This window comes from Gardnerella pickettii (assembly GCF_029226345.1).
GTDB lineage: Bacteria > Actinomycetota > Actinomycetes > Actinomycetales > Bifidobacteriaceae > Bifidobacterium > Bifidobacterium piotii.
The window spans coordinates 926,805-949,153 of sequence record NZ_JAKNCU010000001.1 but is presented as its reverse complement, the minus strand read 5'-3'; the positions used below and the strand labels follow the sequence as shown (position 1 = coordinate 949,153).

Here is a 22,349-nt window from a genome sequence, read left to right as displayed (position 1 = left end):
GATAAACATGTCAACTTTAGAAATCAAGGATTTGTACGCGTCTGTAGAAACAAAAGAAGGCAAGAAGCAAATCTTAAAAGGTGTAAATCTTACAGTTAATTCTGGTGAAACGCACGCGATTATGGGTCCGAATGGCTCTGGAAAGTCTACTCTCGCATACACTTTGGCAGGTCACCCAAAGTACGAAGTGGATTCGGGCCAGGTGCTTTTAGACGGCGAAGATATTTTGAAAATGACTCCAGACGAGCGCGCAAAAGCTGGGCTGTTCCTTGCGATGCAATACCCGGTAGAGGTACCAGGCGTGTCGATGACGAACTTTTTGCGCACAGCAAAAACAGAAGTGAGTGGCGAGGCTCCGACTTTGCGCTCGTGGGTTAAAGAGCTTAACGAGGCAATGAAACGCTTAAGAATGGATCCAAAGTTTGCGTCTCGCTCTGTAAACGAGGGATTTTCGGGCGGCGAGAAAAAGCGCGCGGAAGTTTTGCAACTAGAGATTCTAAAGCCAAAGTTTGCGATTTTAGACGAGACGGATTCTGGTCTAGATGTGGATGCTTTGCGAATTGTTTCGGAAGGCGTAAATCGTGCTAAAGAAAGCACTGGTTTGGGCATTATGATGGTTACGCATTACACGCGAATCCTTAAGTATATTAAGCCAGATATTGTGCACGTTTTTGCGCAAGGCCACTTTGTAAAAACAGCAGGACCAGAGCTTGCAGACGAGTTGGAAGAAGAAGGATACGACAAGTATTTGCCAGAAGGCGCAAGCGAGTCTGCTATTGCATGAGCGGCGTGTCTAAAGCCGCGAGTAAACTCGTTTAGGTTTGGCTAAATAAAACGGAAGAGGTTTGTAATGACTGTTCGCGGTGATATCAGAAATGTGGCAATCGTAGCGCACGTTGACCATGGTAAAACAACGCTCGTAAATGCCATGCTTCAGCAGTCGCACGTATTCTCCGAGCGAGAAGAAGTGCCAGACCGCGTAATGGATTCCAACGACCTCGAGCGCGAAAAAGGCATCACCATTCTTGCCAAGAACACGGCCGTGCAATACACTGGCCCGCTTGCAGAAAAGTACGGTCATCCAGAGGGAATTACAATTAACGTAATCGATACCCCAGGTCACGCCGACTTTGGCGGCGAGGTGGAGCGCGGCATCTCTATGGTTGATGGCGTTGTGCTGCTTGTTGACGCTTCCGAAGGCCCACTTCCGCAAACTCGATTCGTTCTACGCAAGGCACTTGAGGCAAAGCTGCCAGTGATTTTGTGCGTTAACAAAACGGATCGTCCAGATGCGCGTATTGACGAGGTTGTTAGCGAAGCTACAGATTTGCTTCTAGGCCTTGCACAAGATGTTGTTGAAGAAGGAATCGACCTCGATATTGATTCGCTTCTTGATTTGCCTGTTATTTATTGTGCTGCAAAAGCTGGCTATGCATCCTTGAATCAGCCAGAAAACGGCGGTTTGCCAGACAATGATAATTTGGAGCCGCTTTTTGACTCCATTATTTCCAATATTCCAGCACCAGAATACGAGGAAGGCGCGCCTCTTCAGGCGCACGTTGCAAACATCGATTCCTCCGACTTCCTTGGCCGCTTAGGTTTAGTGCGAATCTACAATGGTATTTTGGAAAAGGGCAAGACTTACGGGCTTTCTCGTGTAGACGGCTCGATTGAAAACTTCCGTGTTTCCGAGCTTTTGCGCACTCAAGGCTTGGAGCGCACTCCTGTTGCATCTGCAGGTCCTGGAGATATTGTTGCAGTTGCAGGCGTTAACGACATTATGATTGGCGAGACGATTGTGGATCAGAACGATCCAAAGCCTCTTCCATTGATTCACGTTGACGACCCAGCTATCTCCATGACTTTCGGCATTAACGATTCGCCGCTTGCTGGCACAGAGGGCAAGGATCACAAGCTTACAGCGCGCATGATTAAGGATAGGCTTGATCGCGAGCTTATTGGTAACGTGTCTATTAAGGTTCTTCCAACAGACCGCCCAGATGCTTGGGAAGTTCAGGGTCGTGGCGAGTTAGCGCTGGCAGTTTTGGCGGAGCAAATGCGTCGCGAAGGCTACGAGCTTACAGTTGGCCGTCCTCAGGTTGTTACTAAGACGATTGACGGCCAAATTAACGAGCCTATGGAAAACACTACGATTGACGTTCCAGAAGAATACATGGGTACTGTTACGCAGCTTATGGCGGATCGCAAGGGTCGCATGGATTCTATGAGCAATCACGGATCTGGCTGGATTCGCTTGCAATTTACTGTTCCTTCTCGCGGTCTTATTGGCTTCCGCACGGCTCTTCTTTCTGCAACTCGCGGAACGGGAATCGCAAGCTCTATTTCCGCAGGCTATGCGCCTTGGGCTGGTCAGATTGTAACTCGTCAGAATGGCTCCATGGTTTGCGATCGTAAGGGTGTTGCAACGCCTTACGCTATGCAGCGTTTGCAGGCGCGCGGCGTGTTCTTTGTGGATCCGCAAAGCCCTGTGTACGAAGGTCAAATCGTTGGTATTAACAATAAGCCGGACGAGTTGGATGTTAATATTACGCTTGCTAAGCATATGACTAACATGCGTTCTTCTACAGCAGATGTGCTTGAGACTTTGACTCCACCAATTAAGATGAGCTTGGAAGAGTCGCTTGACTTTGCTAACGAAGATGAGTGCGTGGAAGTTACACCTGAGTCGATTCGCGTGCGCAAGATTATTTTGAGCCGTGATGAATGGTATAAGTGGCGCGCTAAGCAGCGTAGGCAGAACAACAACGCTGCGTGATTGCTGCGTAAATTTAGCGTGATTTCTTAAAATATCGCTTAAAATATTCCTCAAAATGATGTTTAACATAAAGTCGCATTCCGTGCTATTTGCTAGCAAGTGTGCGGCTTTATGCGTTTTGGCGGTATTTTGCGCGGTTTTGGGCACTTTTGCGCACCGAATGGGAGCTATGTACGGCTTTCCGTACGGTCTTGTAATCGCGCTTTTGCTTGTTACTTTGAGCGCGTGTTTTGCTCGCATGCTTTGTGGCATGTTTGGCTTTATTTTGTACGCAATCGTGTGCTGTTCGGTTGTGTGGATGATTGCGCTTGGATGGTTTAGAGTTTTTGGCGCGTTTCGCGGCGTGCTAGTTGCCATTGGCTTTGGTGTGGATAATCTTCCGTGGATTGCACAAAATGCTGGATATTTTTGGCTTTATGGCGTGATTATTGCTCACGCAGTTTTGCTTTGTATGCCTAATAAATTCTTTGTTATTTCTGGCGCCAAATAAGTGGTAGTGGCGCTAAATAAGTGGTGCCAAATCAGTGTAAGGTAGTCTTACTTATAGTCTTAGTCTTATAGTCTTAGTCTTATTAGTCTTAAAGTAGTTTGAGGAATAGTCATGAATAGCAATATAGTCATGAATAGTAATAAGAACAGCAGTAGTGACCGCAAATTATGCTATTTAGGGCCAGAAGGTTCTTTTACTCATCAAGCGGCTTTAAAAGTTAAAGAGCAATGTAAATCGTTAGGTGCTTCGCGTCTTATTCCAACTGCGTGTGAGAATATTTGTAATATCGCTAGCAAAATTGAAGATTGTCACGATTTGGGTATTATCGCATGGGAAAACAATATTGAAGGCGTAGTAATACCTAATTTAGATTTATTAATTGATGCAAAAAATATGGTTGGCATTGCTCGCTTGGGCGTTGATATAAGTTTTGATGCTGTTGTTTGCCAGTCGGATTCAATCGATAACTGTTCGACTATTGTTGCTCATCCTCACGCGTTGGCGCAATGCCGTAAGTTTGCTCAAAAGCATGGATTGAAAGAAAAAACCGCGTCTTCAAACGCTGCTGCTTGTAGGGATTTAGTTCCTGGCGAAGTTGCTTTGTGCCCTAAAATTTGTGCTGATTTATACAATAGGCAGATTGTGAGCGAAGGCGTTGAAGATTTTTCTGGCGCGCGCACTGAGTTTTTAGTGTTAGCTCCTAGAGATGAGGCTTTCAATTTTGTTAGTATGCATCGCGAATGCTATTCATCTTTTTCTTCGATTATTGCTTTTATTCCGCGTTGTACAGGTGCTGGAGTGCTAGCAAATTTGCTTGACGTTGTGCGCGATCATGGTCTTAATATGACTTCTTTTATGTCTAGGCCGATTAAGGGTCAAGATGGTTTATATAGTTTTATTGCAACTGTTGATTCTGCTCCTTGGGATTCTACGTGTAAAGCTATGATTCAAGAAGTTGTTAAACATGGTGATTGGGTTCGAGTTTTAGCAGTGTACCCTTCTAATAATCGCAATAATCCGATTATGAATGATTGGATGCTGCCAAATGGTGGAGTGTGCATTGAGGCTTCGAGCGATTTGAGTACTTTGAACGTAATGCGTGCAGAAAGAGAATTATTATGGTAGAAGATGCTGAATTTTCTCAAAAATTTTCTGTTGGTATTGTAGGACTTGGACTTATTGGCGGATCAATCGCAAAGCGTTTGGTGGATGCGGGCTCTTGCAAAGTGTACGCGTATAATCGCCATCAAACAATGTACAGCGAGGCGCGCGCCCTTGGAATCACTTGCGTTGAAAGCGTTGTGGATCTTGCGCGTATGCAGCCGAATGTTTTGATTTTGTGCAATTCGCTTGCATCTATGCCAGAAGTTCTTGGCGAGATTTCGCGCGGAATCAACAAGCAGCGCACTACTTTGACGGATGTTGGCAGCGTTAAAGGGCTTGTGCGAGAGCAGGTTAAGGCTGCAGGTCTTGGCGATTGCTACATTGGCGCGCATCCTATGGCTGGAAGCGAGTTTACGGGTTGGCAGGCTTCGAGCGCGGAGTTGCTGCGCGGTGCGCTTTGGGCAGTTAGCGTTGATGAAAGCAGCGATTTTTGGCGATTTTTGGCGATTTTGCGCGTGATTGTTAATCTGTGTGGAAACCGCGCGCTTGTGTTGAACGATTCTATACACGATGCTTCTGCGGCGCTGATTTCACACATGCCGCACGTTGTTTCTACAGCGCTTGCGAATGTTTTGTGTGAAAACGAGAATCGCAATGTTGCGTTGCAAATGTCGGCTGGTTCTTGGAGAGATATGACGCGAGTGGCGCTTACAGACCCGAATCGCACGCGTGCGATGGTTGTGGAAAATCGGCGAAATGTGGCGGATTTGCTGGGTAGCGTTATTGCGGAGTTGAGTTTTGCTAAGAAGATGCTTGAGGGGAGCGATGAGTGCAATGAGTGCGATGAGCGCGCGTTTTTTGCTAAGGCTGATTCTTGGCGCGAATACAAGTATAAGGAGCGCGCGGTTGCTTGCGATGAGTCAGCTGGCGATTTGCGCGAGCTTCGATTTGCGATTGATTGCCCAGGTGATTGGCAAAGTCAGCTGATTCAAAGCGCGCAAAGTGGCGAGCAGATTGTTTGCGTGTCGTTTAGCGATTCTGTGGTTACTTGCGATTTGCGCAACTCGAACTGGTAGATTCGAGCGGCATATAATTATCATATGACCGAATCGCAGCAACCGAGCATGAACCAATCGCAGAAACCGCATCAGCCGAGCACTAATCAATCGCAACAATCGCATGCAAATCAACCGCAACAATCGCCATTTTCCCCAAAAATCCAGCAGTTTCTAAACCACATAAGCGTGGAGCGCGGGCTTTCGCCAAAAACCGTTGAAGCATACGAGTCGGATCTTACAAAATACACGAACTGGCTGCGCGAAGTCCGAAAAATCAACGATGTTAGCAAAATCACGCAACTAGATATTGAAGAATACGTGCGCGCAATGTCATCACAAGCAATGTCATCACAAGCAATGGCAGCGCAAAGGTTAGGGCCTCGCACGATTGCGCGGCGAATCGCAAGCATACACGAGTGGAACAAATTCATGCTTTCCAACGCGCAAATCGCAAGCGACCCTTCTGCAGAAGTCAAAGCGCCAAAGCAGTCGGAGCATCTTCCAGACGTGCTCAGCATTAGCGAAGTGGAGCGCGTAATCGATGCTGCTGGTGGCTTTGGTAGCACGGATGCCATCTCGCTTCGAGACCGCGCGCTTGTGGAATTTTTGTACGCGACTGGCGCGCGCGTGAGCGAGGCGGTTGGCATAAAATTCGAGGACATTGATTTGGCGGAATCAGTTGTGCGGCTTAGCGGCAAGGGGCAAAAGCAGAGGCTTGTGCCGATTGGAAAGTGCGCGGTTAGTGCGTTGCGCGATTATTTAGATAAAGCTAGGCCGATTCTTGCAAGTCGCGCGCAAAAGTCGCCAGCAACCGCAGAGTTACAACTCAAATCGTCCTTAAACTCATCGTCAAAATCCGCGTCAAAATCCGCAAATTCTCACATGATTTTCCTAAACAAACGCGGCAAATCGCTTTCTCGTCAATCCGCGTGGGAGGCGATTTCGCATGCTGGCAAGATGGCAAAAATCGGCAAAGAATTGCATCCGCACACGCTTCGTCACTCCTTTGCAACGCATTTGATTTCGGGCGGCGCCGACGTTCGTACAGTTCAGGAGCTGCTTGGCCATGCATCCGTTACAACAACGCAGATCTACACGCATATAAGTCCAGACGCGCTTATGGAGGCGTATGTTATGAGCCATCCGCGCGCAAGATAGGTGTGATATTCGCCGCCGCATCGCGCAAATCCACTGAACATACCTTTTGATAGACTGGAGCGTATGCCTACTGATTTACTTGGACGCGAATATGAGACTTTCCGCGCGCCCGATGCGCTTACAACGCACGGTCCTGCGCGCATTATTGCTATGTGTAACCAGAAGGGTGGCGTTGGTAAAACTACCAGCTCCATCAATATCGCTGGTGCGCTGAGTCAATACGGTAGGCGCGTTTTAATTGTTGACTTCGATCCGCAAGGCGCTGCAACGGTGGGGCTTGGGATTAATGCGAACGCGCTTGATAACACTGTTTACACGGCGCTTTTTGATTCTTCTGTAGACGTGCACGATGTGATTCGCCACACTGCCACAGAAAACATTGATGTTATGCCTGCAAACATTGATCTTTCGGCAGCCGAGGTTCAGCTTGTTACCGAGGTTGGTCGCGAGCAGATTTTGGCTGGAGTGTTGCGCAAGGTTCGTAACGAATACGACGTTATTATTATTGACTGCCAGCCTTCGCTTGGCTTGCTTACCGTCAACGCGCTTACGGCGGCGGATGGTGTGATTATTCCTGTTGCTGCGGAGTTCTTTGCACTTAGAGGCGTGGCGCTGCTTATGCAGTCGATTGAAAAAGTGCAGCACAGAATTAACCCAGATTTGCAAGTGTTTGGCGTGCTCGTTACCATGTTTACGCGCACTTTGCACAGCGAAGAGGTTTTGCAAAGGATTTACGAGGCTTTCCAGGGGCGCGTTTTGCATTCTGTGATTTCGCGTTCGATTAAGTTACCAGATTCCACTGTCGCGGCGGTTCCGATTACGATTTTTGCTCCTGAGCATAAGACTGCTAAGGAGTATCGCGAGGTTGCGCGCGAGCTTATTTCTAACGGCGTGGTTGCGTAATTTTTTGCTCAAAATGCTAATTAGAGCTACAAAGTGCGTCGAATCGTTCGCGCGCTTAGACCGCGCGAACGACACGACCTGCCTTGCGCTACTTATGTAGTGTGTTTGTATTAAAATGCACCGAGATTCAGTACAATCGCACTACATGCCTTGCGCATATTAGCTGCGATGTTTGCGCTCGGGTATTGGCTTTAGTCTTACGATTGCGCGCGCGTTGATGAACATTTCTTGCTCGGGTCGGCTTCCGTTTGCTGCTGCGTCGCGCATAAGGTGCAATGTTGCTCCGTCCCAGCTGATTACGTGACCAATCGCGTCGTGGTATTCGATTTTTTGCGTGTTGGCGTCGTCTGTTTTAGCACTGTCATTGTTTGCTTGCGCGCTGCCAGCGTTTTGCAATCTTTCGCCGCAGCCTAATTGTGCAATTTTGTACGTTCGCACCACAATCCGCGCTCCAACTGGTATAAACTCTGGCAGAATCTGCCGCCTAATTAAGCTGATCGTAGTGCGCCTCCGCGTTGTTTGTGTCTTTGCGTTATTTGCTGTGTGTTTTGCTTTGACTTTGTTAATTGTATCGTAGTGCTATCAAACTCGTAACGTTTTGCAATGCTCTGCAGCGCGCGAGCGATATTTCCGTTTTTTGTTGTTGATTTTGTGGTTTTGAGCAACATTTTCGGTAAATCCTCTTGTTTTGTAGAATTATATTTATGCGCTGATGCATGCTAGTTTTGCTAGTTGCTAGATGTTATATGGCTTGCGATTGATTTTGTAATTTTGCTTGTGATTTATGGGGATTGTGTCAGAAGTGTAGTTTTTGTTGCACGGCGCTAGGTTTTACGTACATTTTTAGGAGGTGTCTTATGGTAGAGCAGAATAAAAATTTAATTATCGCGGACACTAGAAGCGTGCCATCTAAAGCGCTTATAGACGCTAAAACGATAAAAGAAAAAATTTATAACATTCGCAATCAAAAAGTCATGCTTGATGTGGATTTAGCTGAAATATACGGATACAGTACAAGAGCGTTCAATCAACAAGTAAAAAATAACATAGAAAAATTTGATAACGACTTTATGTTTCAGCTAACCGCTGATGAGTTCAAAAACTTGATGTCAAAAAATTCTACATCAAGTTGGGGTGGTCGCAGAAAGCTTCCATATGCTTTTACTGAGCAAGGTATTTATATGCTCATGACAGTGTTAAGAGGCGAACTTGCCACAATGCAGTCGAAAGCGCTTATTAGAACTTTTAAGCAAATGAAGGATTATATTGTTGAAAATAAGGATTTTATTGGCGCGAACGAGTTAGCGCAGCTTGCGATTCAAACAAGCCGGAATACTAAAGACATAGCGGAAATAAAATCTAAAATGGCAACGAAGGAAGATTTTAATAAGGTAATGGATAATTTTATTAATCCAGATTCGTATAAACATTTTCTTCTTATGGACGGTAACAAAATAGAAGCGGATCTTGCGTATTGCAAAATATATAAGTCAGCTAAGAGAAGCATTTATGTTGTAGATAATTATATTGGTCTTAAAACGTTGGAATTATTACGCTTTGCTGGTGAAGGTGTTGAAATTGTAGTTTTTAGTGATAATGCTAGGAATAAGAATATGCTTACGGAAAGTATGTTGAGCGATTTTGTAAGCGATTATCCTAGTGTTGATTTGAAGTTTAAGACTGCTGGTAGGAAGTATCACGATAGGTATGTTGTTATAGATTATGGTACGGATGATGAGACTGTCTACCTTTGTGGCGCTTCGTCGAAAGATGCTGGCGGCAAAATCTCGACTATTATGCAAATAGAATCTTTTAATTTGTGCTTGTATCATGCGATGTTTGATGAGTTGTTAAAGAATCCCGAGTTAGAGTTTTAGGGTTTTATAATGTTCTAGTGTTTTGCTCCAAATGTGCGCGACGACCTGCCTTCGCGTTTAGAGCGTAGTGTGTTTGCGCGACGATCTGTTTGAGCGCGGCGATTTAGCGCGCGAACGACATTTCCGCTTTTTGTAGTGCGTTTGTATAGCGACATGTTGCTGTCTTTAGCAAGTGTTGTCTTTTTATATTTTGTTATTATCTTTCGTGCTCTATACGGTATTTACATTTGAATATTGACTTTATGTTTAATAGATGAAATGCTAGATAAATAGTAACTAGATATCGGCAAAAAACTATAAGATTTGCCGATGTGCGTTATAATGTTTTTATAAGAGGGAAGAGGGCAATAAAAACATGAAGTGGTATGAAGAAGTGCTTGACGAAATTAGTGCAAGCAGAACTTATTCTCATGGGGAATTAGTGAGCAAGCTTAAATCGTTGAAGTCAAATATGTCAAATAGTACTTATCATTGGTCTATATCGTCTTTAGTTCGCAATGGAAAATTGCTTAGGCTTGGGTATGATTCGTATAGTCTGCCAGAAGCTTCTCGCAAAAAACAGTATTATCCAGATTATTCCAATAAGGCTATTAAATTAATAAAGGTTATTGCTAGAAAATATCCCCGCGTTCTTTTTACAGTCTTTGAAACAGTTTTAATGAATGATTTTTTGAATCATTTAGTTGCTCAAAATACAATTTTTTTGCAAGTTGAGAAAGAAAGCAGTATATATGTTTTTCGATTTCTTCAAGAAGCTGGATATAAAAATGTTATGTATAATCCTAGTAAAAAAGAATTTGATTTGTATTGGTCAAAAGATTGTATTGTTGTAACAGATATGATATCTGAGTCTCCAGTTTTTGCAGTGGATTCTTATTTGTCAACTGATTTTCATTCAATAACCTTAGAGAAAATTCTTGTTGATATGTTATCGGATAAATTAATATCTACAACTTATAGTATCGCTGAATTTAGTGATGTTATTGCGCAGGCTAAAAGTGTATATCTTCTCGATAAAGTGAGAATGCTTAGATACGCAGCAAGGCGGAATCGCAGGAATATGCTCGTAAAGTACCTAGAAGGATAGAAGGTGGTTATGTTTCTTAAAGAAAATTTTACAGCAGAACACTCTCTAGGCTTAGGGCTGAAACGAAATCTGATCCTTCTATATTAGAGAGAACTGTTTTTGCTTTTGGTTTGCTTGAGGCGATTGCTAAAGTTGGTCTTCCCTTTATATTTAAGGGCGGAACGTCTCTTTTAGTTATGCTTAATTCTCCAAAGCGTTTAAGCACTGATATTGATATTATTGTTAATCCGAATACAGATATTGATGCTTATATTGAAAAAGCTGGGAAAATATTCCCGTTTATAAGTGTAGAAGAGAATATTCGGGAAAGCTCTCGTAACATAGAAAAGCGTCATTTTAGATTCCATTTTCTTTCTCCAAGAACTGGTAAAGATATTAACGTGCTGTTAGATGTCTTGTTTGAGAATAATCCATACGAAGATATAGTTAAATATCCAATTAAGAATAAGTTCCTTTTAAGCGATGATAACAATCTTATTGTAAATGTTCCTAATAAAAATTGTATTTTAGGAGATAAACTCACTGCGTTTGCACCTCATACTACTGGCATTCTTTTAGGTGACGGCAAGGAGTTAGAGGTTATAAAGCAATTGTTTGATTGTTGGACGCTTATACAAGAAATGGACGATTACAACTTAGTAGTTAAATCCTATAACAGAGTTTCTCAAATTGAGCTTGAGTATAGGAATCTTAGTATTAGTTCATCGGATTGCTTAAAAGATACTATTGATAGTTGCATTTGTATTATGGGCAGAGGTTCTGTAAATTCAAATGATTATGAGAGTTTTTCTTTAGGTATAAATGCTATTAAGGGTCATGTTTTTTCCGAAAGAATCAATGGCGAGAATGCTTGTATTTATGCTAGCGAAGTAATGTATCTTGCTGCATGCATTTTAACTGGCAAAACTGTTTTCAGACGTATTACAAATCCAGATGAATACAGAGATGTGTGTTTGAAAATAAGTGGTATGAAAAAGATTAGTAGTATTCGAAACACTAATCCATTGTCATATGCTTATATGATTAAAGCGTTGCAAATGTTAAATGATGTTGGGCTGTATAACGAGAGCATTTTATAGATAGTGTGTTCTTACTTTTGTAAATTGGCCTGAACGTAAACAAACTGGCACACGACTAGAGCTACATTTTCGGTAAAGCGTTTGCGCGACGACTTGCCTTTTCGCTTTGTGATGTAGTGCGTTTGCGCGACGACCTGCCTTTTCGCTTAAAGCGCAGCGCGAAAAGGCAATTCGGAGCGCTGAGCCGCTCAAACGTAAAGTCCAGTGGACTTTACGTGTGGCGAAGACGTGAGCGCAGCTAACCTGCGCGAGCGACAAAACGCCGAAATTCGGTACAATCGCACTACAGTTTTGTGTGTATATGTAGTGCGTTTGTATCACAAAACGCTGAAATCCAGTACAATCGCACTACATTGCGCGCAGATTAGCTGCGATTTTTGCGCTCGGGCACGGGCTTTAGCCTTACGATTTGCTCGCGCTTGTGGTTAATGGCACTCCAAGCCACAAGATGTTGTGTTTTTTTGCGACACGCGGGTCACAAAAAACACTCCACCTGCTACATAAAAGTATTCGGTTATTATCTAGTATTCAATAGATTTTTTTGCAAAAGTCAATCATTATAAAAACTTTTACGCACTCCGCGATTTGTAGAGGTTTTAACTTGCAATTCGTTCTGGGGGGGGGGGTATATTTGCTAAATGCTTTTGCTTGAGTACTTTAGTAAAGCTGCGCGTTCTGCTGCTTTATTGTTGTGCTCACATGTGGAATTGCATTAAGCGTTGTGTAAATGTTGCGATTGCTAAATGCTAGTTCATGTATTTGAATGCTCTTAGTACTTCTGTACTGGATACGTGTAGTATTCTGCCCAATTTTGGGATTCATGTAAAAGCAGGGTGTTGCTTATGCAATAGCCGAAATTGCCAAAATGGCTAGGATGTACAAACTAGCCAAAAATGATAATCGAAGGTGAGTCGATTATGTTACCTGCAAAGTTTGCTCGTTTCACATCTCGCGTGTGCCGTATTGCGCAGAAGGTTTTTTCTGTGAGCGATACTGACAATGCGAATAGCGTGGCAGATGCGCCTGCTGGTTCTGACTCTACCTATTCAACGCGCCCAGATTCCGATTACCACAGTGCGCCAATTTATTCGTACTCAAATATGCAAGTAAATTCTTCATCATCTTCTTCCTCATATTCTTCATCATCTGAGAATGATTCATTAGGCTCATACGTAGGTAAAACAGCAAGAAAATCGCATATCTTGCAAAACTCGATTCTCGCAATAATTGTCACCTTTGCCACCATAGTAACCATGCTCATAGTGCCGCCGGTAAAAGAAGCTAATGCAACTCAGGCTTGGTGGGATTACGCTGGCAATGGCTACTTTACTGATGGAAACTTCTGGGTTGGCGATGCTGTTCGTGATATCTCTATTACCTATCCGAATATCGAATATAATCAGTGGGATAGTGATTATGGCAAAAGCGGAACTAAGATCAGCTGGGATATTGTTTTCAACCAGGAGTCCATTGGGTTTGCTTCTGCTTCGTTGAAACAACTTCCTCACGGCAATCAGCCTAAGGATGGTGCGTCTTGGGAAGGTAGACCGCTTTTTATTGTTTTTCTTCCAAAGGGTCTTAGGGATGGGGATGAAAATCATAAGAGTTCTGTTTACATTACACGAACGAAAACAGTGCGTACTTTTGACAATGGATTACATAAATTTGTATTTTCAAATGAAGTAAAACATAATCATCAACGTCCTGCAGAATTTGCTACAGGTAGGAATTACTCTTACGCTGATGGCGATGACGATTTTCAGACTGTTTGGAATGCAACTTTTGGCAAATATGGCGATAACGCTACTTGCGGCGAATTTAAGAATCAATATGGTTTTTGTGAAATTCGTAAATGGCGAGGTAGTCCGCATAATCCAAATGATTCCAGCAATAAGTTTGGTCGCGTGCTAGCCGATTGGGGACAGGCTGATACCACTTATGGATATAAGTGGCACATAGAGGCTTTCGTTGAGGATGGTGTTAATCCGGAAACATTGCCTATTATCGCTGGTTGGAATTCAAATGGTACTCTTAGCAGTTGGGGAAGTGGTACACGTAACAAGTGGGCTGCTATGGGTCCATTTGATACTGATGGTGATGGTATTCCTGATTACATTGAGCATCAAGTAAAAATGAATCCGACAAATGGTGATGAGATTTCATACCCTCAATACAATAATTCAGATGATAAAAAGTATGGGCAAGATAATATTCCTATTACTACATATCATCGTCCTGTTACAGTGAAACCGTTTGCAAAAACCGGTGAGTGGGAAGGTAATTCTTCGGAGGGCAGTTTTGAATACGATGGTGGTACGACTACTAATTTGCCTACCAATCTTGGAATAAAATATGAACTTACTAACAAAATTCCTAAAGGTGTAAAAGTAGTTAATTCTCCATCTAATATGCCTGAGGGTTCTGTGTATATTGATAGCAGAACTGGTCATGTAACTTATAATCCTAGAAAAGAAGATAAGGGCAAAGTTCTTGAATTTGGGACAAAAATTACTTATCCTAATCCTTCTAGATACCCGTATAACTGTAAGTATTATGATCGTGGCTCTTTCGTTACGGAGCAGCACCCAACTAAAATAAAGATCGTTTCACAGGCGTCCTTGTACAACCCTGTTTATACTCCAGTTGATTTGACAGAAAAAACCGGTGATGATCAGAGATATGTTACGCCGATTGTTTACACTGCCAAACCACAAAGTGTTAAGGATGCAAGCAAGAAACACTCGGATATTGTTCAAGTTGGACCTCTTCCGTCAGATGCTACTTTTGAACTGCAACAGTATACGAAAAAATCTGGTAGGAATACTCTAAAGAGCGATTCAGTTCTTGGTTGGTCGCGCATAGAATCTCAAGATAAAAATAATGGGCAAGTACGTTTTTATTCAAACAAATGGAGGGATCCTGGAGATTCTGGGAAGTACCGTACTCCTGTAGTAGTTCACTATGCGGATGGTTCTAGTTCTACTGATGACGATGCAGGTAATGCTGATGCAAATGGAGATTTTAATAAGAGCGTAGTGTATGCTTCGCTTAATCTTAAGCGTCCAAATCCTAAAGATTCTGAGCTGAAGTTGAATATTCATAACGGTTATGCAGGATCTAATTTAGGAGATAATGGTTCTGTCACTATTACTGTTAACGATCCACTCAAACCAAGTATTTGGATTGATTCGTGGGCTCAGTATCAAATTGGTCAAATATCGTTAAAGTCACTCTGTTGGAAGGAAACAACGCAAAAAGGTGGGAAAGTAGAAAAGTCAGACTATACCTTTAGTGACCTGTCCAAGGAGTATAACGATAATACTTTTAATGGTTTGACTTTTAAGCAGACTGAAAAATGGCCTCACGCTGATGATAAGGAGCAGGAATCTTGCTTCACTAATGGAACGTGCAATAATTCAAAGTTATATGATGGTGACGCTTTTACTATTGAACGTTCGCGTGGTGAGATTTCTGGCATGCCTAATAAGGGCGGTAAGTACGTTTGCCGCGTGTTTGCTTTGAGAGATGGAAGCCAAGCAAAAACTGATTTTGATAATGCTGCCAAAGCAAAAAAACATGACTTTACTCTGAATAATAATACTAGAAAATACGACTGGCAGTCTAAGACAGTAACTTTTGTTGCGCATTCTTTGGCTCACAAATATAATCCTCAATACGATAAGGTATATGTGCAGGCTGGTGGTAAGTCTAAAGAATCGGCTGCTCCAGTAAGCCATTCTGGTGCTAACGGCGTGAAAGCTAATGACAAGAGTCAACAGGAGCTTGTGCAGAATGGTACTAGGTTGCCAAAAGGCACTTGGTTTGAGCTAAAAGAGTATCCCAAGGATAGTAAACATGTTCTTACATGGTATAAATTTGTCAATAAGCAAAGTAACAAGAAATCAGGCAAGGATGAGCCTGAAGATAGTACTACTGACGCTAGATATGGCAAAGTTACTTTTTCTCCAGAAAAAACTGTAACGCTTGGTGAATATTTTGCTCCTGTAATTGTGCATTATCCAGATGGTTCCACTTCTGAAGATCCGGATTCTGGTAATCTTGGCAAGCCTGTGTATGCGCCTGTAGAGGTAACTAGTCAACCAATCCAAAAAAATGATTTAAAACTCAATGTTTATTCGCAATATGGCGGAAGACGAATTGAAGACAATGATAACAATGGTATGCGTTTCCGTAAAGATGAAGTGTTAGGCGACGCTACTGGTAACACTAAGCCAATGTTCTTTGACTCATGGTCAAGTGCTAAGCAAGGAAAAATTTATCAGCGCATGCTTTGCTATAAAAAGAATCCACAAACTGGTAAACCTGAAAGCTATGAGATTGATGGTATTAATGGTCTGACACTTGCCGGTCGAAAAGGTAATACTACAAGCGGTGAATTTATTGATAAACAACCATCACAATGGACAAGAGCTACTGAAAAGAATAAGGATGAATGTACTGTTCATGGTAAAAACTGCAACCGTAACCTTTACTTATACGGTGATGAGCATGATACCGTAGAGCGCACTTGGGGTTGGTTACATGGCAAAGTTAAGGAAAATGGCGACTTTGTGTGCACTGTGTACGCTATTAAAGACCTTGAGGGTAAAAATGGTAAGAAGGGTGGTTTACAAACTAAGTTTAATAGTGCTGTAGAAGGTTTTGTAAAGAATCCGGGTAATCGCAAGTTTGAAGATGTTATTAAATCAGTCTTAACAGATAAGCCGGGTAGTGAAGATAGTCCTCAAGAAGCCACTCAAAGGCATATCGATTGGGATTCGGTAACCTTCCCAATTCATGTGCATAGTGATGCTCACTACTACAACCCAGAGTATAAGACTATTAGCATGGAGGCTGGTACCAAAAAAGCCACTGAGGTGCCTAAGAGCAAGAAGACTGCCAACGATGCTAATACGTTGCAAGACGATGTGCGTGAAGGTGATCTACCGGACGGAACTTGGTTTAAGTTTAAGAAACCTTTAAGCTACACATTCTTTGAGGATGATCAAGATAATAAAGCTGACTCTGGTAATTCAGCTAAGAATGGCACGGGTCAGTTTGGTAAGGTTACGTTCCGACCGCACAAGTGGTTCCCTGTTGGTTCTGACAAAGTGCAGGTTATTGTGTACTATCCGGACGGTTCTACTTCTGAAGATCCGGATTCTGGTAATCTTGGTAAACCTATTTATGCGAAGGTAGACATTACGCGATCGCATGATGAGGATGCTGGTAATTTACGGCTGAATGTTGGCGATCGTGAAGGTAGCGGCGATTGGAATGATACTACAATCAAACTCACTAAGGGCGAGGAACTTGGTACTTCTAAAAAGACGACCCGTTGGCTTGATTCATGGTCCAAGTATAAGCCTGGAAAAATCAATTTGCGCACAATTTGCAATAAGATTAATTCAGACGGCACTAAGTCTCACTACCAGTCGGGCGGTATTGCTGGTATTAAGATGCAAGATGTAAAGATTTGGGATCATACTGAAGATGCGTCAGCGCAGAAAGCTTGCGAGAAGGATGCAAGTCAGTGCCACCCTGATAGGCAGCTATACGACGATTACATTGCAAATGGTAACTCAAAAGATACCACTGAGCGTACTCGTGGGTGGATTAAAGGCAAGGCTAACGAATCCGGCGACTACGAATGCGTAGTTTACGCGATTAAAGCAAAACAGTTTAAGACAGACAATAACGATTTGCTTGCTAGATTCGATGCAGCTGTTGGTGCACTTAACAAAGATGCAAGTAAGAATAACACTGATCCTTTGAAAGACTTCAAGTGGAAGCTTGATGGTAATAACGGCAACAAAAACGCGGTTAAAGGTGTTGACTACGAGTATCGCGCAATACCAATCCACATTCACAACGACAACCACTTCTACAACCCGAAGTATGTTGATGTGAGCGTTACGGCTGGTCAAAAGGTTGAGAATGCTGTGCCGCAAAGCGTTAAGAGTGCTAACGGTGCGGATAAATACCAGGATGCTGTGAAGGCTGGTGCGCTTCCGGACGGAACTTGGTTTGAGTTTAAGGATGCTACTCACGGATTTGAAGTAAATAATGACGGCACTGCTGGAAACAAGGTGTCTTTAGGCTGGTCGTATTGGGCTTCTGGCAACGCCGCAGATAACACCGGTGAGCAGAGCAATAAGCCTGACAATCCTTCCAAGCAAAAGAATGGCAAGCACAGTGCCAAGGATGACGGCACGCGTTACGGTAAAGTGACCTTCCACCCAGATCAATCTGTTGCTCCTAAAGCGTACTTGAAAGAGATTGTCATCCATTACCCGGATGGTTCCACTTCGGACGATTCGGATTCTGGAAACAACGGCAAGCCTGTGTATGCGAAAGTTACGGTTGGAGGTCTCAGTGGATCTGACAAGGATCTTAAGATGACATTGCTCAGATCTCAAGATGCTGATCCTGAACATGACAAGCTTGGTGGTGCCAATTCTCTTACCGTCATGAGCGGCACGAGCCTTACTAAAAATCCGTATGTGCTCGCGTGGAGCTTGAAGGATCGTCGCGATATTTCATTGCGTATGATGTGTTCTAAGCAAAGCGAGCAAAAGTGGAGTCGCGGGCTTGACGATACGCTCAATATGCATCTGAACCAGAATTATGGCGAAGATGTAAAGCCGTGGGCTTTTGCAAGTGCTGAGCAGCGAAAGTCTTGCAGTCAAGACAGTAAGAATTGCATGGCTAACTTGCTGTATGGCTTTACGAAGAATGATAAAGATCCGAACAGCATAGAAAACTCTGTGTCTCGCAGTGAAGACGATATTGCTGGCGTACCTCAAAAGGCTGGAAATTACACGTGCGCTGTGTTTGCGTTGAAGCCGAATGCGTTGACGGTGTTTAATAACACTGTTGATGCTGGGCTTAGTGCTGATAAAAAGTATTCGTCTACAAATATGCAAACAACTCAGCTTACCGGCGTAGTCGTTGGAAAAGACTGGAACAGAATTGCTGTTAATGTGACCGTGATCGATCCGCCTAAATTCGCTCTGCCAAAGACAGGTGGGGAAGATTGCGTGAACTGGAACATGGTGATGAGCGTTGTGTGCGTGCTTGGCACGGGCGCTATGGCGGCTGGGTTCTTCCTTGAACAGACCAAGTGGGGGCGCGCGATGCTGGAGGCGTTGCTGCGTAAGGCGTTGCTGCGCGAGACACTGATGCGCAATGTGAAAATTAAAGCTTTTATCCGCAAAACTGCCAAAAAGCTTCGCGCTTTAAGGCGACGTAGCGAAAGGTGGCGATGCTGATGAAAATTTTCTGCAGCTTAAAAACTGCAGTGTCAACGTTCCATATGACGGCAATGGCGTTACGTAGTTGCATTACATAGTAACGACAATTATGCCGAAGCATGGTTCGGATTTAATCTTGCTGCGCGCGGCGCAAATCGTAGCCGCCGACAGAGTTCATGCGGCTTTGCGATGACTCCGCCGACCGTGCGCAACACAAAACATAACACATATCTCTCAAAGTGTTCGCAAGAACAAAACAAACAAGGAGAAATTATGAATAAGATAACAAAGCAGTGCGTGGCCGCGGTGGCCTCGCTCGCGATGGCTGGCACGCTGTGCGTTGCTGGCGCCGTGGTTGCTGGCAGCTCCGCTTGGGCTGCTGATGGAACTGCCTGTGATGCTTCTAAGGCACCATGGGATCAGACAAAGAAGAATTGCACTGGTAAAATTACCATCAATAAGTGGAAGTATGAAGGCGATAACGTAAAGAATACACACGTTAAAGCCAAGTTTAAGGTTACCAAGGTAACGCAGATTACTAAATCTGGCACCAAACAAAACCTTGATTTAACATCAAAAGATGATTGGTTAGCACTTGCTGCTACAGTGCCAACACTTAATGCAACTCCAAATGATACAACTAGTATCACTTTAGGTACTCCAGCCGAAAAAGATACTACTAACGGTGTTGCAGAGTTCGACAATCTTGGTATCGGCTTGTATAAGGTTGAAGAAGAAAGTGTTGAGGATGGCTACCAAAAGCTTGCTAACCCATTCTTCATGACTATTCCAGAAATTACGCGCGATGCAACAAACAAGGATAACACCTACACGTACAACGTAGAGGTTAATCCTAAGAACGCATACATTAAGAATGCTGTTAAGAAGACCGTTGATACTAAGGGCATGGTTGGCGTAGGCGATGAAGTGCCATACACGATTTCTGCTTCTGCAATCACTACCAGCAATACCGAGGCAAGCAAGTATACGAAGGATGACTTCACCGATTTTGCTGTGTGGGATGATGTGCCAACTAAAGCGTATGCTGCTGCAACAACTGCTGTAACTGGTGTTAGTGTTGTAACTTATACAACTACTAGTGGTAAAGAGACTGCTTCTACTACTAAGGATCTTAAAAAGACTGACTATAAGGTTAATGCTCCAGAAGAGGGTAGTGCAACAAATGGCATCGGTGAAGGCTATTCTCGTTTAAAGATTACGTTTAATGAAGGTGGTCTTACTGAGATTGCTAATCAGCGCAAAACTAGCACTAACGTGAAAGTAATTGTTTCGCTTAAGTTTACGCTTAAGAAGGATACTACTTTAACTGATGTTATTAACAAGTATGGTTTCCAGCAGGGTCATAAGACTGGTGATCCAACGCCAAATCCAACGCCAGATCCAACTCCAGGTCCAGAGTCTAAGGTAACTCTTGTTAAGTTCAATATTAAGAAGGTTAACGGAACCGACGGTAAAACTCCTCTTGCTGGCGCTGAGTTTGCAATTTTCGCTAACGAAGCAGAAGCAAAGGCTTGCGCAGCGGATCCTGCTCGTTCTGATGTTAACTGCAAGAACAAGTCTGCTAAGGGCTTTGAAAATGCTGCAACTGGAACGCCTGATACTGGTTTGACTAACACATTTAAGGTAAAGGTTACAGATGCTCAAGAGCCATTCTACGTTGTGGAAACTAAAGCTCCAGAAAAGTTTGCTTTGTCTCCAATAGTTGAGAAGGTTGTTGCTCGCAATACAGCAGATGCTGCAGGTGTCACCGATGGTGGTCATTATGATGCTCAAACTGCTACCTTCACCTACAGCTTTAAGGATGTTCCAACTAAAGACGACGGTTCTTGGTTCAAGCTTCCAAAGACTGGTGCTGCTGGCGTGATTATCTTTGCGCTTATTGGCCTCGGTCTTGTTGGCTCTGGTATGTTCGTATTCCTTAAGAATCGCAAGAAGGAAGAAGAGCAGGCTGCGTGATTTGCTTTAGTTAATCAGCAAATCATAAGTGATTGAGTCTATAAAGATTAAATCTATAAATGATTGAGTCTATAAATGATTGAGTCTAGGGCAAAAACCCTAGACTCAATCCTATGTAGTGCGTTTGTACCAAAAAACACCAAAATCAAATACAAACACACTACAGTTTTACGTATTTATGTAGTGCGTTTGTACTAAAAATACCTAAATTCGGTACAATCGCACTACAGCTTTTGTAGCAAAATCAAACCAAATATTATCTTTCATTCAATAGCTTGAGCTTGGAGGAGTTATGAAGCTAGCCGATATTAGCAATTGGTGCCACTCGTTGAGCGAGCGCGCGGTTGCTAAGTTGTTTAAGAATAAGGCGAAGCGTACCTCCAGTGTGGTTAGCACGAGCAGTGTGGCTGGTGCGAGTGATTTGCTAGCGGAAAAGTCGGAAGCTTCCGAAGAGCAAACTCCACGTTCAATCTCAAGCCAAAATATAAACCAAAATACACTTAAAACTAAAAAAACAACTAAAAAAATAACTAAAAAGAAAAGCGCGCTGATGCGCATTCTAGAGCCGATTGCGCTGGTTCTTGCAGGCATTTTGTGCTTTAGCTACCCTGTGTGCTCAACGCTGTGGAATAATCACGTTTCTAAGGAGATTTCCACTGCGTACGATAAATACAACCACGACCAGGCTGGCGACGTGCGGCGCGCGCATATCCGCGCAGCAAAGCGCTACAACGCAACGCGCAAAGATATGCTCACGCGAGACCCGTACGGCGGCGACGGCCAGGAAAGCATAGTCAACACGCCCGCGTACAAGCGTTACCTTAAAACGCTTGAGGAGCCGATGGGCATTATTGGCATCGTAAAAATTCCGAAGATTGGCGTAAAGCTGCCGATTTACCACGGCACGCTGCAAGATACTCTGGCGCGAGGCGCTGGGCACTTGTACGGCACGGATTTGCCAGTGGGCGGCAAGGGGCGGCACACCGTTATCACCGCGCACACGGGATTGCCGAACGCAACCATGTTTGACTCGCTAACCGAGCTTAAAAAGGGCGACTACTTTTACCTTGACGTGCAAGGCGAGACCTTGCGATACAAGGTGTTCCGCATAAACGTGGTGGATCCGCACGACATAAGCCTGCTGCAGCGCGAGCATGGGCGCGATTTGGCAACGCTGCTTACGTGCACGCCGTACGGAATCAACTCGCACAGGCTGCTGGTGACTGGCTACCGCGTGCTGCCAGACCCTGTTGCGGCGCCAGAGGACCATGTGCAGTGGCCGCTTTGGATGACGCTGTTTGTTATAGCGATGATATTCTCGGCGGCAATTCTTTCCATGATGATTACGGCGGCGGCTGGTAAGAGGCGGCGCAAGTGGGATATTCGCGGCAAGCACATATTGCGCGACGACCTGCCTTTTCGCTTCGAGCGTAGCGCGAAAAGGTAATTCGGAGCGCTGAGCTTGCTTAAGGTTGAAAGCACGGTGTGCTTTCAACGCAAGCGAAGACGTTCGCGCGCTTAGACCGCGCGAACGATGCGCGGAGAGGTTAAACTGCACACGAATCGACCTGCATGAGCGCTTAAAGC

Annotated in this window: 14 protein-coding genes; 13 read left to right on the top strand and 1 reads right to left on the bottom strand. The window is 43.9% G+C overall.

Annotated elements, in window-relative coordinates:
- The first annotated feature begins 7 nt into the window (after window positions 1–7).
- From sufC to MAF46_RS03665, 7 genes are all read left to right on the top strand, one after another.
- Window positions 8–784: a Fe-S cluster assembly ATPase SufC gene (sufC, locus tag MAF46_RS03695; protein WP_020757535.1), complete on the top strand. Its 777-nt coding sequence runs from the start codon at window positions 8–10 to the stop codon at window positions 782–784.
- Between the two features lie 66 nt (window positions 785–850).
- The gene (gene typA / locus MAF46_RS03690) at window positions 851–2,776 is read left to right on the top strand and encodes a translational GTPase TypA (protein ID WP_004574694.1); all 1,926 of its coding nucleotides are present in this window, start codon (window positions 851–853) and stop codon (window positions 2,774–2,776) included.
- A 55-nt stretch (window positions 2,777–2,831) separates the two neighbouring features.
- The gene (locus tag MAF46_RS03685) at window positions 2,832–3,266 is read left to right on the top strand and encodes a hypothetical protein (protein WP_016790104.1); all 435 of its coding nucleotides are present in this window, start codon (window positions 2,832–2,834) and stop codon (window positions 3,264–3,266) included.
- Between the two features lie 111 nt (window positions 3,267–3,377).
- Window positions 3,378–4,391 (top strand): prephenate dehydratase, encoded by a 1,014-nt coding sequence (locus MAF46_RS03680; RefSeq protein ID WP_060785675.1) that lies wholly within the window; start codon window positions 3,378–3,380, stop codon window positions 4,389–4,391.
- Window positions 4,385–5,446 carry a prephenate dehydrogenase gene (locus MAF46_RS03675; RefSeq protein WP_060785676.1) on the top strand — a complete coding sequence of 354 codons (1,062 nt, stop codon included), beginning with the start codon at window positions 4,385–4,387 and terminating at the stop codon, window positions 5,444–5,446. Before MAF46_RS03680 ends, MAF46_RS03675 begins: the two co-directional genes overlap by 7 nt.
- Before the next feature lie 48 nt (window positions 5,447–5,494).
- Entirely contained in the window at window positions 5,495–6,586 is a 1,092-nt protein-coding gene (locus MAF46_RS03670; protein WP_230953880.1) for a site-specific tyrosine recombinase, read from the top strand.
- A 63-nt stretch (window positions 6,587–6,649) separates the two neighbouring features.
- Window positions 6,650–7,489, top strand: coding sequence for a ParA family protein (locus tag MAF46_RS03665; RefSeq protein ID WP_004121099.1), 840 nt, complete (start codon window positions 6,650–6,652; stop codon window positions 7,487–7,489).
- Window positions 7,490–7,648: 159 nt separating this feature from the next.
- Here MAF46_RS03665 and MAF46_RS03660 read toward each other — a convergent pair whose 3' ends face one another.
- Window positions 7,649–7,927: a DUF6725 family protein gene (locus tag MAF46_RS03660; protein ID WP_060785692.1), complete on the bottom strand. Its 279-nt coding sequence runs from the start codon at window positions 7,925–7,927 to the stop codon at window positions 7,649–7,651.
- A gap of 419 nt (window positions 7,928–8,346) precedes the next feature.
- On the opposite strand from MAF46_RS03660, the gene MAF46_RS03655 reads away from it, so the two are divergent.
- The 6 genes from MAF46_RS03655 to MAF46_RS03630 all read left to right on the top strand — a co-directional run bounded on the left by MAF46_RS03655 (window position 8,347) and on the right by MAF46_RS03630 (window position 22,209).
- Complete coding sequence (locus MAF46_RS03655; RefSeq protein ID WP_060785678.1) at window positions 8,347–9,366, top strand: ORF6N domain-containing protein; 1,020 nt, start codon at window positions 8,347–8,349, stop codon at window positions 9,364–9,366.
- Between the two features lie 355 nt (window positions 9,367–9,721).
- A complete protein-coding gene (locus tag MAF46_RS03650) occupies window positions 9,722–10,453 on the top strand; it encodes a DUF6577 family protein (RefSeq protein WP_060785679.1) in 732 nt (243 codons plus the stop codon).
- 110 nt (window positions 10,454–10,563) lie between these two features.
- Window positions 10,564–11,532, top strand: a complete 969-nt coding sequence (locus tag MAF46_RS03645; protein WP_230953876.1) for a nucleotidyl transferase AbiEii/AbiGii toxin family protein — start codon at window positions 10,564–10,566, stop codon at window positions 11,530–11,532.
- An 893-nt stretch (window positions 11,533–12,425) separates the two neighbouring features.
- Window positions 12,426–18,803, top strand: coding sequence for a Rib/alpha-like domain-containing protein (locus MAF46_RS03640; protein WP_230953877.1), 6,378 nt, complete (start codon window positions 12,426–12,428; stop codon window positions 18,801–18,803).
- 255 nt (window positions 18,804–19,058) lie between these two features.
- Complete coding sequence (locus MAF46_RS03635; protein ID WP_060785681.1) at window positions 19,059–20,762, top strand: SpaH/EbpB family LPXTG-anchored major pilin; 1,704 nt, start codon at window positions 19,059–19,061, stop codon at window positions 20,760–20,762.
- 292 nt (window positions 20,763–21,054) lie between these two features.
- On the top strand, window positions 21,055–22,209 hold the full coding sequence (locus MAF46_RS03630) for a class C sortase (protein ID WP_060785682.1): 1,155 nt from the start codon (window positions 21,055–21,057) through the stop codon (window positions 22,207–22,209).
- The last annotated feature ends 140 nt before the right edge of the window (window positions 22,210–22,349 follow it).